At 62.3% G+C, this 14,006-nt stretch carries 15 protein-coding genes; 4 read left to right on the forward strand and 11 right to left on the reverse strand.

All coding sequences use genetic code 11. The features are described from left to right. Positions 1 to 167: 167 nt before the first annotated feature. A complete protein-coding gene (locus tag Q0562_RS04640; protein ID WP_298641793.1) occupies positions 168 to 404 on the reverse strand; it encodes a hypothetical protein in 237 nt (78 codons plus the stop codon). After that, a complete protein-coding gene (locus Q0562_RS04645; protein ID WP_298641795.1) occupies positions 401 to 925 on the reverse strand; it encodes a retropepsin-like aspartic protease in 525 nt (174 codons plus the stop codon). The genes Q0562_RS04640 and Q0562_RS04645 overlap by 4 nt, the downstream gene beginning before the upstream one ends. A 59-nt stretch (positions 926 to 984) precedes the next feature. On the opposite strand from Q0562_RS04645, the gene Q0562_RS04650 reads away from it, so the two are divergent. Next, positions 985 to 1,635 carry a tellurite resistance TerB family protein gene (locus Q0562_RS04650; protein WP_298641797.1) on the forward strand — a complete coding sequence of 217 codons (651 nt, stop codon included), beginning with the start codon at positions 985 to 987 and terminating at the stop codon, positions 1,633 to 1,635. A gap of 387 nt (positions 1,636 to 2,022) precedes the next feature. Here Q0562_RS04650 and glnE read toward each other — a convergent pair whose 3' ends face one another. From glnE to lipA, 6 genes are all read right to left on the reverse strand, one after another. Further along, positions 2,023 to 4,764 carry a bifunctional [glutamate--ammonia ligase]-adenylyl-L-tyrosine phosphorylase/[glutamate--ammonia-ligase] adenylyltransferase gene (gene glnE / locus Q0562_RS04655; RefSeq protein ID WP_298641799.1) on the reverse strand — a complete coding sequence of 914 codons (2,742 nt, stop codon included), beginning with the start codon at positions 4,762 to 4,764 and terminating at the stop codon, positions 2,023 to 2,025. Between the two features lie 65 nt (positions 4,765 to 4,829). Next, positions 4,830 to 5,483 (reverse strand): leucyl/phenylalanyl-tRNA--protein transferase, encoded by a 654-nt coding sequence (gene aat / locus Q0562_RS04660; protein WP_298641800.1) that lies wholly within the window; start codon positions 5,481 to 5,483, stop codon positions 4,830 to 4,832. Positions 5,484 to 5,485: 2 nt separating this feature from the next. Further along, positions 5,486 to 5,842 carry a YbaN family protein gene (locus Q0562_RS04665; protein ID WP_298641802.1) on the reverse strand — a complete coding sequence of 119 codons (357 nt, stop codon included), beginning with the start codon at positions 5,840 to 5,842 and terminating at the stop codon, positions 5,486 to 5,488. Between the two features lie 183 nt (positions 5,843 to 6,025). Then, complete coding sequence (locus tag Q0562_RS04670; protein ID WP_298641804.1) at positions 6,026 to 6,160, reverse strand: hypothetical protein; 135 nt, start codon at positions 6,158 to 6,160, stop codon at positions 6,026 to 6,028. A gap of 144 nt (positions 6,161 to 6,304) precedes the next feature. Continuing rightward, positions 6,305 to 7,018 carry a methyltransferase domain-containing protein gene (locus Q0562_RS04675; protein WP_298641806.1) on the reverse strand — a complete coding sequence of 238 codons (714 nt, stop codon included), beginning with the start codon at positions 7,016 to 7,018 and terminating at the stop codon, positions 6,305 to 6,307. After that, complete coding sequence (lipA, locus tag Q0562_RS04680; protein WP_298641808.1) at positions 7,018 to 7,998, reverse strand: lipoyl synthase; 981 nt, start codon at positions 7,996 to 7,998, stop codon at positions 7,018 to 7,020. The genes Q0562_RS04675 and lipA overlap by 1 nt, the downstream gene beginning before the upstream one ends. Before the next feature lie 263 nt (positions 7,999 to 8,261). Between lipA and ggt the strand changes: the two genes are divergently transcribed. Both ggt and azu read left to right on the forward strand, forming a co-directional pair. Further along, the gene (ggt, locus tag Q0562_RS04685; protein WP_366144706.1) at positions 8,262 to 9,971 is read left to right on the forward strand and encodes a gamma-glutamyltransferase; all 1,710 of its coding nucleotides are present in this window, start codon (positions 8,262 to 8,264) and stop codon (positions 9,969 to 9,971) included. 152 nt (positions 9,972 to 10,123) lie between these two features. After that, positions 10,124 to 10,684, forward strand: coding sequence for an azurin (gene azu / locus Q0562_RS04690; protein WP_298641812.1), 561 nt, complete (start codon positions 10,124 to 10,126; stop codon positions 10,682 to 10,684). A gap of 77 nt (positions 10,685 to 10,761) precedes the next feature. Here azu and Q0562_RS04695 read toward each other — a convergent pair whose 3' ends face one another. The 3 genes from Q0562_RS04695 to tsaE form a co-directional block, all read right to left on the reverse strand. After that, a complete protein-coding gene (locus Q0562_RS04695) occupies positions 10,762 to 11,301 on the reverse strand; it encodes a shikimate kinase (protein ID WP_298641814.1) in 540 nt (179 codons plus the stop codon). A gap of 1 nt (position 11,302) precedes the next feature. Next, complete coding sequence (locus Q0562_RS04700) at positions 11,303 to 12,919, reverse strand: N-acetylmuramoyl-L-alanine amidase (protein WP_298641816.1); 1,617 nt, start codon at positions 12,917 to 12,919, stop codon at positions 11,303 to 11,305. 68 nt (positions 12,920 to 12,987) lie between these two features. Then, the gene (tsaE, locus tag Q0562_RS04705) at positions 12,988 to 13,410 is read right to left on the reverse strand and encodes a tRNA (adenosine(37)-N6)-threonylcarbamoyltransferase complex ATPase subunit type 1 TsaE (RefSeq protein WP_298641818.1); all 423 of its coding nucleotides are present in this window, start codon (positions 13,408 to 13,410) and stop codon (positions 12,988 to 12,990) included. Between the two features lie 197 nt (positions 13,411 to 13,607). On the opposite strand from tsaE, the gene Q0562_RS04710 reads away from it, so the two are divergent. Then, complete coding sequence (locus Q0562_RS04710; protein WP_298641819.1) at positions 13,608 to 13,964, forward strand: roadblock/LC7 domain-containing protein; 357 nt, start codon at positions 13,608 to 13,610, stop codon at positions 13,962 to 13,964. Positions 13,965 to 14,006: the final 42 nt, after the last annotated feature.

The raw sequence follows: 14,006 nt of genomic DNA on the forward strand, positions 1-14,006 counted from the left end.
AGGATTTTTTTACGGATATGGGCTGGATAGGTCATGATTTTGATGGTTACTGTTTTTTTGCTATTTAACTACAATGGCGCCTGAACGCGGGTGTCCGACAAACCGGGCAAGGCGAGAATTTCGCCATTTTTTGATGCCGCTGTCTCTTCGAACCAATACTTTGTCTGCTAGCTGTTCCGCGCTATTCTCCGCCCGGTTCCGTAGAGTACGCCAAGGTTGTACATGGCATAGGGGCTACCCATATCGGCTGCTTTACCAAAGTACCTCCGTGCACGGTTACTGTCCTGCGCGACATCTGCGGTCACGGTGGCCGGTGGCAGCGGTGGCCGGGCATGGCGGATGCAGGCGTAGAAGGCGAGCAGCAGTACGCCGGCGGCGGCATAGATCGGCAGGCGCTTCGTCATGGGGACTCTTTTTGCGAACCGGATGCGGGTTGCAGGCGCAATTCGCCGCCCGCCTGCTTCCACTCGAAATGACGCAGGATACGCATCCCCAGCAGCACTTCATCCTCCATCTGCGGCAGCACGGCGGCGGGAACGCGCTCGAACTGCCAGCCGCCGAAGCCGAGTTCATCCAGCGTGACCATGCCCGCCTCGGTAACGCCGTTCGCCGTGCTGACCTGGCTGCGCCCGCGCGGCTGCAAGCCGATGCGGCGCGCCAGATCCTCGCTGAGTGCCACGCCGCTGGCACCGGTGTCGAGCATGAAGACCACCGCTTCGCCGTTGATGGTGCCGGTGGTGCGGAAATGGCCGTCGGCGGAGGCTTTCAGCGTGAGCACCTCATCCACCGCCAGCGCGTTGCGGTTCGGCAGGTGGGTGGCGGACTCGTAGCGGTCGTAAGCGAAGAAAAACAGCGCGCAGCAGAGCAGGAAAACGATCAGCGCGAAAGCGGTGGCATAGCGGCGGGCAAACGGTTGGGATTGCATGAAATCTCCGGAACATGACAAGATGACGACCCCATTCAACCGGCCAAGGAGCCAATCTCATGGATTTCAACAGCATTCTAAATCAGGTACTGAGCGGCGGGCAGCAAATCGCGCGGCAGGGCGGCAACCTGCTCGGCGGCGTCAACCGCGACACCCTCAAAGGCTTCGGCGGCGGCGTGGCGGCGACCGGCCTCCTCTCGCTGCTTGCCGGGCGCAAAGGCTTTGGCCGCAGCGCGCTGGAACTCGGCTCGATGGCCGCCCTCGGTGCGCTCGCCTACAACGCCTGGAAAAACTATCAGGGCGGGCAACAGCAGGCTGCCGCCGCGCAGCCGCTCCTGCCCGCCGCACAACGCAGCCCGGCGCAGGCCGCACAGGCGGGCGAGCTGACCGTGAAGGTGATGATTGCCGCCGCAGCCGCCGACGGCCGCATCGACGAAGCGGAAAGCAGCGCCATCCTCACGCAAATCGGCACGGAAAGCGCGGAAGTGCGGCAATGGCTGGAAGGCCAGATCCGCCGCCCGGCGACGCCGCAGGAAATCGCCGCCGCCGCAGGCGATGACCGCGTACTTGCCTCCGAACTCTATCTCGCCGCGCGCGTCGTCTGCGGCGAACTCGACCGCAAGGAAATCGTCTTCCTGCACGAACTCGCCACCGCCCTCAAACTGGATGACGGCATCGTCGCGCAGTTGGAGCAACAGGCGGGATTCTGAACCGCAAAAAAGCCCGCGCAAGCGGGCTTTTTTCATGCCAGGCGGTATTGACGCCGCCCGGCGCGAAAAGCCCTATTGGGCATAGGTATAGTCGTTTCAACTAGAACTGATACGGTGTTGGCGAGCCTTGCCGTATTAAACATACTGTCTTCGGCTCGCCGCCTTGTCTCAGTCCTAGTTGAAACGACTATACCTACCCATCGCGCAGCGAGAAAATCTTTTTGGAAACAGCGGAAACCCCTGCCCCCCGCAGGCGGGGAAGGGGTTTTCGGGTCAGCGATTCGCAAAGCAAGCGGGCGGCACCCGACCGGCCCTCGGGTTATGTCCGGGATCAGGGATGGATACCGCCTCCGGCAGGCAGGGTCATGGTCTCGCCCATGCCGGTTTTCATGCGGTGGCGAAGACGTCCCGCCAGATGGCGCAGATGTCGTCGCGCAGTGCTTGCCAGGGGGCGGCGGGAACGCGTTTGTCGCGGTCGTTCAGTTGGCGGTGGTGGGCTTCCGCGCGCAGTTTGCGGTAGGCGTCGCGCAGGGTCATCGCCTGCGATGAGGTGAGGATGCCGGTGGCTTCGAGGGCGGCAAGCTGGCGGATGTTGTCGCTCATGCGGCTGAGGACGGGCTCTGCCGCGCCGTGCGCGAGCAGCAGGTACTGGACGATGAATTCGATGTCGATGAGGCCGCCCGCGCTTTGTTTGAGGTGGAAGGTGTCCGGCGGCAGTGGCGCGGCGTTGTCGTGCATTTTTTGCCGCATGGCGAGGATGTCTTCGCGCAGGGTCGCTTTGGCCGGGCGGGTGAGCAGTTCGTGGCGCAGGCGGGTGTAGCGTTCGCCGAGGGCAGGGCTCCCCGCCACGGGGCGGCTGCGGGTCAGCGCCTGGTGTTCCCAGGTCCAGGCGCTTTCTTGCTGGTAGCGGGCGAAGCCCTGGATGCTGATGGCGGGCAGGCCGCTCGCCCCGCCGGGGCGCAGGCGGGTGTCGATGGTGTAGATGCTGCCGTTACTGCTGGCGGCGGAAAGCAGGTTGCTGGTGCGCTGGGCGAGGCGGGTGTGGTAGAGGCGGTTGTCGATGGGTTTGGCGCCGTCGGTCATGCCGTCTGTGTCGCCGTCGTCGTAGAGGTAGATGATGTCGAGGTCGGAGCCGTAGCCGAGTTCGAGGCCGCCGAGTTTGCCGTAGCCGATGATGGCGACTTCCGCCGGGCTGCCGTCGGCTTTGCGCGGGATGCCGTGTTTGGCTTGCAGGGTGTGGGCGGCGTGGTCGAGTGCGGCTTGCAGGGTGGTTTCGGCGATGTGGCTGAGCTGGTCGCTCACTTGCATGAGCGGCAGGTGGCCGTGGATGTCCGCCCAGGCGGTTTTGAAGGTTTGCACGTGTTTGTAGTCGCGCAGGGCGTGTTGCCAGGTTTCTTCGTCGTCGATGTGTTGCAGGCGTGCGGCGAGGTCTTGTTGCAGGGCGGCGCGGTCGGGCGGCAGGCGGCGTTCGTTGTTGAGGTCGTCGAGGACGAGCGGGTGCGCGGCGATGTAGTGGATGAGCCAGGCGGCGCTCGCGGCGATGTTGAGCAGGTGGTTGGTGAGGGCGCTTTGTTCGGCGAGGAGGGTGATGTAGTTGTTGCGGCCGCTGACGGCGGTAATGAGGTCGAGGATGCCGGCGAGGCCGTCGAGCTGGTTGTTTTGTACGGCGCGGCTGAGGATGGCGGGGATGAGGCGGTCGAGGTGTTTATTGGTTTGTTGCGGCAGGCGGTGGCGGTTGTTGGCGCGGATGTGGGCGGCCAGCGTCGCGGCGGTCGCGGCGCGGGTGTCGCCGTCGGCGATGTTGTCGGCGAGCCAGCGCGCGAGGTGGGCGTCGTCCGGGTCGGTCCAGTCCACGGCGGCGAGGGCGTCGGCGATGGGGTCGGGCGCGGCGTTGTCTTCGTCGGCGATGGTCGCGGTGTAGTGGCGGTGGATGGTGTCGCGCGCCCGGCGGATGTCCGCTTGCAGGGTGGGGACGCTCGCGGCGCGGCAGGCGGTGGCGAGGTGTTGCCAAGCGTCGGTGTCGGCGTTGTCCGGCAGGCTGTGGGTTTGTTGGTCGTCGCGGTATTGCAGGGCGTTTTCGACGCGGCGCAGAGTGAGGTAGGCGTCTCGCAGGGCGGCGGTGTCGGCGGCGGGCATGAGGCCGCGCGCGCGGAGGTGTTCGAGGGCGGTGAGCAGCGACGGGGTTTGCAGCGCCGGGTATTGGCCGCCGTAGATCATCTGCATGGCCTGCACGGTGAATTCGGCTTCGCGGATGCCGCCCGCGCCGAGTTTGATGTGGCGCTCCATGCCTTCTTCGCGGATTTGCCGGTTGATGCTTTGCTTCATGTCGGCGAGGGCGTTCAGGGCGGCGTAGTCAAGATAGCGGCGGTAGGTGAAGGGGCGCAGGGCGGCGAGCAGTTCGCGCCCGCCGTCAAGGTCGCCGGCGACGGGGCGGGCTTTCATCAGGGCGTAGCGTTCCCAGTCGCGGCCGTGGATGAGGTAGTACTGTTCCATCGCGGCGTAGCTGAGGGCGAGCGGGCCGGTCTGGCCGAAGGGGCGCAGGCGCATATCGACGCGGTAAACATTGCCGTCTTCGGTCGCGGCATCGAGGGTGTGGATGAGGCGCTGCGCGAGTTTGCGGTACCAGGTTTCGTGTTCTTCGGGTTTGCGTCCGCCGCTGGTGGTGCCGTTCACGCGGTAGGCGTAGATGAGGTCGATGTCGGAGGAGAAGTTGAGTTCGCCGCCGCCGAGTTTGCCCATGCCGAGGATGAGCATGGGCATGGGGTTGCCGTCGCTATCCAGCGGGGTGCCGTAACGGGCGCAGTGGGCGGCGAATTGCCAGTCGTGCGCGGCGGCAATCAGGGTTTCGGCGAGCGCGCTGGTGCGGGCGAGGAAGGCGGGTTCGTCGATGAGGCCGTTCACAACAGCGTGGATGTGGCGGATTTGCCGGCGGTGTTTGTATTGGCGCAGTTGCCGCATCAGCGCCGCTTCGTCTGCGGGCGGCGGGTTTTCGGCGGCGTAAGTGGCGCGGTAGTCTTCGGTGGGGCTGGCGGCGGGGTCAAGGTCGGCGAGCCAGTCGGGGTGGCGTTCGAGCTGGGCGGCGGCGTAGGGGCTGGCGGTGTAAAGGCGGGCGAGGTCGGGGCGGGTCATGGCGGGCGGTGGGTTATGGGGAAGGGGATAGTGTAGTGTGCGCCCGCCTGTCGGGGTGTTTTTATTCAGGGCTCCTGCCACTGCCAGCGGCCACGGTGGGCGTCGGGGTTGTCGGTGAGGCGGGCGAGGTAGTCGCGGCGCGGGATGTGGACGGCACCCATGCTGATGAGGTGCGGGGTGAGGAATTGGGTGTCCAGCGTGTCGATGCCGATACGGGCGAGGTAGGCGCAGAGGCGGACGAGGACGATTTTTGACGCCGACGGGCGCAGGCTGAACATGGATTCGCCGCAGAAGATGCGTTCCAGGCTGACGCCGTACATGCCGCCGATGAGGATGTCGCCGTGCCAGAGTTCGCAGCTGTGCGCGCGGCCCTGGCGGTAGAGGGCGGTGTAGCAGCGGCGGATGTCGGCGGTGATCCAGCTTTCGCCGTGGACGTTGGCGCAGTAGTCGATGACGCGGCCAAAGGCGGTATCCAGGGTGAGGTGATACGGCATGGTGCGCAGCAGTTTGCGCAGGCTGCGGCTTGTGTGCACGGCGTCAGTGGGGATGATGGCGCGCGGATCGGGGCTCCACCACAGGACGGGGTCGCCGCTGTCGTACCAGGGGAAGACGCCCTCGCTGTGCGCGGCAAAGACGAGTTCGGCGTCGATGCTGTCGCTGTGCGCCAGCAGGCCGTGGTGGTCGGCGTATTCGGGGTTGGGGAAGCGGTATCGTGACATGGCTAGGCCTCCGGCAGGCGCCACACCCACAGCATCAGGGCCAGGATGATGAGGGCAAGCGCCGGTTTCAGGTGATTGTTATCGGGCAGGCAGATGCCGCCGCCCAGTGAGACGGCGAGCATGAGGGTGGCGAGGGTTTTGGCGCGGCGCGGCACGGTGCGGTGTTCGCGCCAGGCGGCGATGAGCGGGCCGAGGTGTTTGTGGGTGGTGAGCCAATGGTGGAAACGCGGGCTGCCTTTCGCCCAGCACCAGGCGGCAAGGATGAGGAAGGGGACAGTCGGCAGGATGGGGAGCGGGATGCCGATGAGTCCGAGGATGAAGGCGAGACAACCCGCAAGTGTCCACAGATGGCGGTGCATGGTTGGCGGCTGGTTGATGGGCTTGGCCGCATTCTACGCGTTATGTCGGCAATTTTGGGAATTTATTTTTGTTTTTCAGATAGTTGTGGTTTTTTGATTGGCATTGGGGAAATGTCCCCCGCTGCCGGGTTGTTTTTGGGGTTTTGCCGCCGTTTTTGTGCAGCGCTGTTGATATGGCGGGCTTCACTTATTAAAGAGCCAGTCGGGGATGTCGTCCCGGATGAAGCGGCAGATGGCGCGCAAGAGGTGCCGGATGCCTTTGGGGAGGGTTAGCAGGGCGGCGGGGAGGAAGGCGTGGATTTGGCGGAGGGTTTGCATGGTTTTGCGGCGCGTGGGTGTGGTGATGAAGGATACACCGCTTGACGGGGGCGGTATTTATGCCGCTTGGCGGGGTTTTTTCCGTGCCGCTATCAAGAACGCAAAAAGCAAACCCGGCAACTGCGCCGCCTGGCGGCACAGTGTTCAGGCCGTCGCCACCCAGGCGCAGAAGGGCAGGGCACGGAAGCAGGGGATGATGTCGCCAAAGCCGGCGCGGTGCAGGCGGTCTTCCACCGCCGCGTAGCGGTCAGTCTGCATGATGTGTTCCAGCGATTCGCGTTTTTGTGCAATCGCCAGTTGCGAGTAGCCCTGCGCGGCTTTGAAGGCTTCGTGCCAGCGGCGCAGGCGGTCATCATCCGGGCGGGTTTTTTCGGCGAGCAGCAGGGTGCCGCCGGGGCGCAGGGCGCGGCGGATGCGGGCAAGCAGGGCATCGCGCCTGTCGGGCGGGATGAATTGCAGGGTGAAGGTCATGAGGACGAGGTCGGCGGGGGCAAGTTCCAGCGTGGTGATGTCCGCCTGTGTGACGCTGATGTTGGCGATGCCGGCACCGGCAACGTAGGCGGCGAGGCGGTCGGTCATCGCCGCCGAGTTGTCCACGGCGATAATGGCGGCGTCTGCCGTCAGGTGTTGTTGCAGGGCGATGCAGGCACCGCCGAGGGCGCAGCCGAGGTCATACACCCGCCCGCCCGGCGGCACGATGTCCGCGCCGATGACGGCGAAGAGTTGCAAGAGTGCCGCGTAGCCCGGCACGGAGCGGTGGATCATGTCGGGGAAGACGGCGGCGGTGCGCTCGTCGAAACGAAAGTCAACGACCGCCTGCGGGCGGTCGTAGAGATCGTCGCGGGCGAAGCCGCCCATCAGAGGACGGCTTTCGCCGACATGTCGGCGTGGAAGGAGGAACGCACCATCGGCCCGGAGGCGACGTGGGTGAAGCCCATTTTCAGGCCTTCGTCGGTGAAGATCTGGAATTCTTCCGGCGTGTAGTAGCGCTTGACCGGCAGGTGGTGCACCGAGGGTTGCAGGTATTGGCCAACGGTCAGCATCTGCACGTCGTGGCGGCGCAGGTCTTCCATCACCGCGAGGATTTCCTCTACTTCTTCGCCGAGGCCGACCATCAGCCCCGATTTGGTGATGACGGGTTTGTTGCTCACTTTTTTGTATGCGCGCAAAAGTTCCAGCGAATGTTCGTAGTTCGCGCCGGGGCGCACTTCTTCGTACAGCCGTTTAACGGTTTCGAGGTTGTGATTGAAGATGTCGGGCGGGGTGTGACGCAGGATTTCGAGGGCTTTTTCCATGCGGCCGCGAAAGTCAGGGGTGAGGATTTCCACGGTCATGCGCGGCGCCTGACGACGGATTTCGCGCACGCAGGCGGCAAAGTGTGCCGCACCGCCGTCGAGCAGGTCGTCGCGGTCCACCGAGGTGATGACGACGTGGTGCAGGCCGAGGTTGCGCACGGTTTCGGCGAGGTGGATGGGTTCCATTGCATCCAGCGGGTTGGGGCGGCCATGACCCACATCGCAGAACGGACAGCGGCGTGTGCAGATGTCGCCCATGATCATGAACGAGGCCGTGCTGTGGCGGAAACATTCGCCGATGTTCGGGCAGGAGGCTTCTTCGCAGACGCTGTGCAGTTTCTGCTCGCGCATCAGCGCCTTCATCCGCTGCACTTCTTCGCCGCCGGGGAATTGGGCGCGTATCCAGCGTGGCTTGCGCAGGCGTTCTTCGCCGATGTGGTCGGTGTTTTCCGCAACCTGACGGATCTTTTCCGCGCCTTTTTTCTTGACGCCCATGGATTTGGGCTTGAAGACGACCGGTTCTGTCTGCTCGTTGTCGCTCATGATGGTTATCCTTGGAAACTGGTTTATGTCGCTTATTTTAACGCAGCCTGTGTATCGCCGTGGGGGATGGCTTGATGTCACGCAAGCGGATCTGGCAAAAATCACAAGAGGGAAAACAGAACCTGTCGCCTCGCCCGGCAGTGCTTGCCCACGGCGGGTTCACGTCGTAATCTGCTTCGGCCGGGATTGTCCGGCCATCCACCACGAGGAACTGTTTTATGTTTTCTACCCGTATGTTGAAACTGGCCGCGCTGGTCGCGGCGATGTCGCTCTCGCTGCATGTTACGGCACTGCAAGGCCCCGCGCCCGCGTCGCAGGCAAGTGAGGCGATTTTTTCGGAAAACGCCATCCAGCACCCTGTTTGGGCGAAAAACGGCATGGTCGCTTCGCAAGAGGCGCTGGCATCCGCCGTCGGCCGCGATATTTTGCAGCAGGGCGGCAATGCGGTAGATGCCGCTGTCGGCGTCGGCTTCGCCCTGGCAGTCACCCTGCCGCGTGCCGGCAATATCGGCGGGGGCGGCTTCATGCTCATCCACGATGCGCAGAAGCAGGAAACGGTTGCCATCGATTATCGCGAAAAGGCGCCGCAGGCGGCATTCCGTGACATGTATCTGGACGAGAAGGGCGAAGCGGTTGAGGAACGCTCGCGTTATCACGGTCTTGCTGTCGGCGTGCCAGGTACGGTGGACGGGCTACTGCTCGCGCTGGAAAAGCACGGCACAATGTCGCGCGAGCAGGTACTGGCCCCGGCCATTCGTCTGGCTGAGGAAGGGTTTGTGGTGACGCCGGGCTTGTCCACCTCGCTCACGGGTTTGTCCGAGCGGATGCGCCGCTGGCCTTCCACCGCCAAGATTTTCTTCCACTCCGACGGCAGCGCCTTGCAGCCCGGTGATGTGCTGAAACAGCCGGAACTTGCCGCTGCCCTGCGCCGCATCGCTAAAGACGGACGCGACGGCTTTTATCAGGGTGAGACGGCTGAGAAGATTGTCGCTGCCGTGCAGGGCGCGGGCGGTAGCATGACCACCGCTGATTTGCGCGATTACAAGGCGGTGGAACGCGTGCCGGTACGTGGCACCTATCGCGGCTACGAGGTGGTTTCCATGCCGCCGCCGTCATCGGGCGGGATTCACATCATCCAGATTCTGAATATTCTCGAAGGTTATGACCTGCGCGCTTCCGGTGCCAATACCGCACAGACGATCCACCGCCTTGCCGAGGCGATGAAGCCCGCCTATGCGGATCGCGCGGAGTATCTCGGCGATCCGGATTTCGTCAAGGTGCCGGTCGCCGGGCTGATCAACAAGGACTATGCCGCTATATTGCGTCAGCAGATTGACGACAAGAAGGCGCGCCCCGGGGCGGACATCCGTCACGGCAATCCGCTACCGTACGAAAGCGATCAGACCACGCATTACTCCGTCGTTGATAAAAACGGCAATGCAGTTTCCAACACCTACACCCTGAATTTCAGCTACGGCACGGGGCTGGTTGCGGAAGGCACAGGCATCCTGCTCAATAACGAAATGGACGATTTCTCCGCCAAACCCGGCGTGCCGAACGGTTACGGCCTGATTGGCGGCGATGCCAATGCAGTGCAGGCAGGCAAGCGGCCGCTGTCGTCGATGAGCCCAACCATTGTCTTCAAGGACGGCAAGCCCTTCCTCGTTACCGGCAGCCCGGGCGGTAGCCGCATCATCTCGACTGTGCTGCAAATCATCAGCAACGTCATTGATCACGACATGAATATCGCCGAAGCGACTAACGCGCCGCGCATGCATGATCAATGGACACCGGATGAAATCCGCGTCGAACACGCGCTGAACGACGATACCATCCGTTTGCTGGAAGGCATGGGGCATACCGTGGTACGCAAAGCAACAATGGGGTCAACGCAATCCATCATGGTGACGCCGGAAGGGTTGTACGGTGCATCCGACCCGCGTATTCAGGATGCGGCCACCGTCGGCTATTGACACAATGGCGGCGCGAGGTGATGCCGCATGAACGGCACTGTGCAAAAGCGTGAAAATCGCGCAATACAGACGCGAACAGATTGCATTTTGCCTGTCGCGCACATACCATGCGTCGCGAACTTTCCCCTTCCCTTAACCAAGAGGTACACACCATGAGAAAACTGATGATCCCCGCCATTGTCGCCCTGATGAGCGCCGGCGTGCTTGCCCAGGACGCTAAGCCGGCCGAAGCCTCTGCCGCTGCCCCGGCTCCGGCTGCCGCCGAAGCTGCCAAACCGGCTGCCGACGCCGCCAAGCCGGCTGAAGGTGCCGCAGCCGCTGCGGGGGACTGCAAAGTCGTGCTGAAGGCTGACGATGCAATGAAATTCGACCTGAAAGAATTCAAAATCAATAAAACCGCCTGCCCGGAATTTACCGTGGAAATCGACCACGTAGGCAAGCTGCCGGCCGCTGCCATGGGGCACAATGTTGTTATCACCAAAGAAGCCGATGTTGACGCTGCCGCCAAAGACGGTATTGCTGCCGGCCCGGCCAGCAACTACGTGAAAGAAGGCGACCCGCTGGTTATCGCCCACACCAAACTGGTCGGCGGCGGTGAGAAAGCCGACGTTACCTTCAAGACCGAAGGTTTTGAAACCGGTGGCGCTTATGCGTTCTTCTGCTCCTTCCCCGGCCACTATGCCGTGATGCGCGGTAAAGTCATCGTCGAATAATCCGGCCTGATGCCGAAAGCGCCCCTGAAAAGGGGCGCTTTTTTGTGCATGTCGGCAGGAGAGGGCAGGGCAGTAATTCAGCTTTCGCGGCGCAGGCGGGTTTCCACTTCGTGCAGCAGTTGCTTGAAAGAGTTGGTGAAGTGGTTGTTGTCGGTGTCGATGCGGATGTCGGCCAGACCTTCGTAGAGGCCGAGGCGTTCGTCGCGCAGCTGTTCGAGTTTTTGTTGCAGATTTTCCGCACTCTGCACCAGCGGGCGGTTGCGGTCGCGGCCGATACGCAGGATTTGCCGCCGCACGGAAACGTCGATAAAAACCACCAGGAATTGGCCGGCAATCAGGCGGCGGTTTTCCGCCCTGATGACGATGCCGCCGCCGCAGGCAACGACGCGTTCGCGCGGGTCGGCCAACTCGGCAGCGAGCGCGTCATGCTCGCGTTTGCGGAAACCCGCTTCGCCTTCTTGCGCGAAGATGGTCGGGATGTCCACGCCGGTGCGGGCGCACAGCGCCTGGTCGGTATCAACGAAGTCCCAGCGCAGGCGGGTGGCGAGGCGTCTGCCCAGTGAGGTTTTTCCCGCACCCATCGGGCCGATGAGGACGATTTTGCGGCCTGTCGTCATGTTATTTTCCCAGCAGCATGTGCTGCGGCAGGTGCTCTTTGAAGTAGTTGACGACGCCGTTGGCGATGCCTTGCGCCAGTTGTTCCTGGTAGGCGGGCGAGGCGAGCTTGCGCGCTTCGTCGGGGTTGGAGATGAAGGCGGTTTCAACCAGCATGGAAGGGATGTCGGGCGAGCGCAGGACGACGAAGTTGGCGCGCTGCACCTGGCCTTTGTGGATTTTGCCGATGCGGCCGAGTTCGTTCAGGGTCTTTTGCGCGAGGATGTAGCTGGATTCGATGGTCGCTTCTTGCTGCATGCCGAGCAGCGCCTGCTGGATGTCGTTGTCGTATTTGCTGACGTCCACGCCCCAGCGCAGATCCACCGAGTTTTCGGTACGTTCGAGGTATTTGCCGATGGCGGTGGTTGCGCCTTTGGTGGAGAGGATGTACACGGATGAGCCGCTGGGTGCACCGCTATCCACAGCATCGGCGTGGATGGAAATGAAGAGGTCGGCTCCGCGCCGGCGCGCACTGCCGGGGCGTTCCGGCAGCGGGATATAGGTGTCGTCGCTGCGGGTAAGGAAGGCACTGAAACCTTTTTTGCTGTTGATGTGTTTTTTCAGGCGGTGCGCGATTTGCAGGACCACGTCTTTTTCGCGCAGGCCGCTGCCGGGGTTGACCGCGCCGGTGTCTTTGCCGCCGTGACCGGGATCGATGGCGACAACGATGATTTTTTTCGAGATGGCGGCAGGCGCGATGATGTTGCTCTGTTTTTCGACTTTGCCGGTCGCCGAGATTTTCCGCTCGACGGTAACGGTGGCGGGGCGGCTGTTTTGTGGTGGCGGTGGCGGCGTCTGCGCGACGGTTCTGCCGCTGTTTGTGCCGCCCGGCGGGAAGGCGGGCAAGGGTGCGTTTTGCAGGAAGGGCGGCGGCGTACTGTCGCGCGGCGGTGTGTTGATGGCGACGGGGACGCCGGTGCTGCGCGGCGGCGGGGCGTTGATGTCTACCGGCACGCCCGTGCTGCGTGGCGGCGGATTGATGGCGATGTGTCCGCCGCCCGGTGGGGGGGAAAAGGCACCGATGTTACCGATGGGGGCGCTGTTATTGATGCTGATGCCGTTGTCGTGCATGTTTTCCAGCGCTTCTCCGGCAAAGACGACGTAGGGCGGCTGTGCTTCGCTGTCGAGTGATTCCAGCGTCAGCGCGGGCGCGGCGAGATTGTCGTAAATGTCGATGACGATGCGGTTGCCGCGATTGCCTTCCGGCGGCATGGTGTAGATGTTGGCTTTGGCGGTATAGCGCAGATCGATGACGACGCGCAGGGTGGTTTCATTGCTGAAGCCGGTGCGGATGCTGTCCACTGCACCCGCGCCAATGGTGATACCCGCACGCCCGCTGCGGGAAGCGTCGGGCAGGTCGAGGACGATACGCGGCGGCCCGGCAAGGCTGAATTGCTGAAAAACGGTGGGGCGGTCAAGGTCAAGGATGAGTTGGACTTTATCCGGCAGGCGGTTGTAACGCACGTCTTGCAGGACAACGGCAAGTGCAGCGGGGCTGTGGGCAAGGAAAAGGGCAGCGAGCAGGATGAGCGGGTATTTGCGCCATGAATGTAGTATGAGTAGTAGTCCTTGTTTCAGCACGGTGTATCCCGTTGTGAATGGTCAAGGCGCTATTATGCCCGCATTCCCGGAAAGCAGTCATGGCTTTTTCAGCGAATGCAGGGGAGCAACGACAATGTGCGGCAGTCCTTATGCAGGGAAAACTGACATATTGCGTCAGCCGGGGGTAGCAGATTGCCGCCGTTTTGCGCCCATTCGATAAAGATATGCCCGGCGCGTGTTGCCCAGTCGCGCACATCGAGGTACAACAGCTCGTCCGGCGCCGTCAGGCGGTATAAATCCGCATGGATAACCGTATGTTGCCCTATATAATATTCGTACATAAGGGCATAGGTCGGGCTCTGTACCGCACCCTGATAACCCGCTTGCCGCAGCCAGCTGCGGACAAAAGCCGTCTTGCCGGCACCCAGCGCACCTTCAAGATAATAGACTTTTATTTCAGTATGTTGCCGTATAGCTGCGACGGCTGCGTCAAGTGCGTCCAGCGTGGTGATGTCAAAATTTTGTTGCATGGGGTTCATCAGGTTCAAATCTGGGCAGCATTACAGCAATATTTCCCCCGGCAGGTAAAGGCAGGAGCTGAACAGCGCGTATTTTGTGCAATAATGTCATGTTATGAAAGGATTTTTAGGGATCGGTACGGCTGAAGCATAGAGGCAGGTGCCTTAGGCGTTATGCAAAATAGTTATATCACTTGGAGTAAATCACAATGGCTAAAATTGACCTCAGCAGCCTGCAAGACATTGACGGCTTCAAAGCAGCGGCACTGGTAGATTCGGACAGCGGTCTTGCACTCGCTACCGAAGGTTCGGGCATTGACCTCGAACTGGCTTCCGCCGGCAACACCGAAGTCCTCAATGCAAAACGTCGCGTATGCAAATCCTTGGGTCTGAACGACAGCATTGAAGACATCCTCATCACCCTCGGCAAGAGCTATCACTTGATTCGTCCGCTGGATCGCAACGAAAAACTGTTCCTCTATCTCGTTCTGGATCGTGCGCGTTCCAACCTGGCAATGGCCCGTCACGAACTGCGCAGCTTCGAAAAAGAACTTGATTTTTCCTGATTGGGGGAATCCGTCGCGCGCTCCCTACCTTATTGATAGGGA

Origin of the sequence: uncultured Cardiobacterium sp. (genome assembly GCF_938028825.1) — a bacterium.
Taxonomy (GTDB): domain Bacteria; phylum Pseudomonadota; class Gammaproteobacteria; order Cardiobacteriales; family Cardiobacteriaceae; genus Cardiobacterium.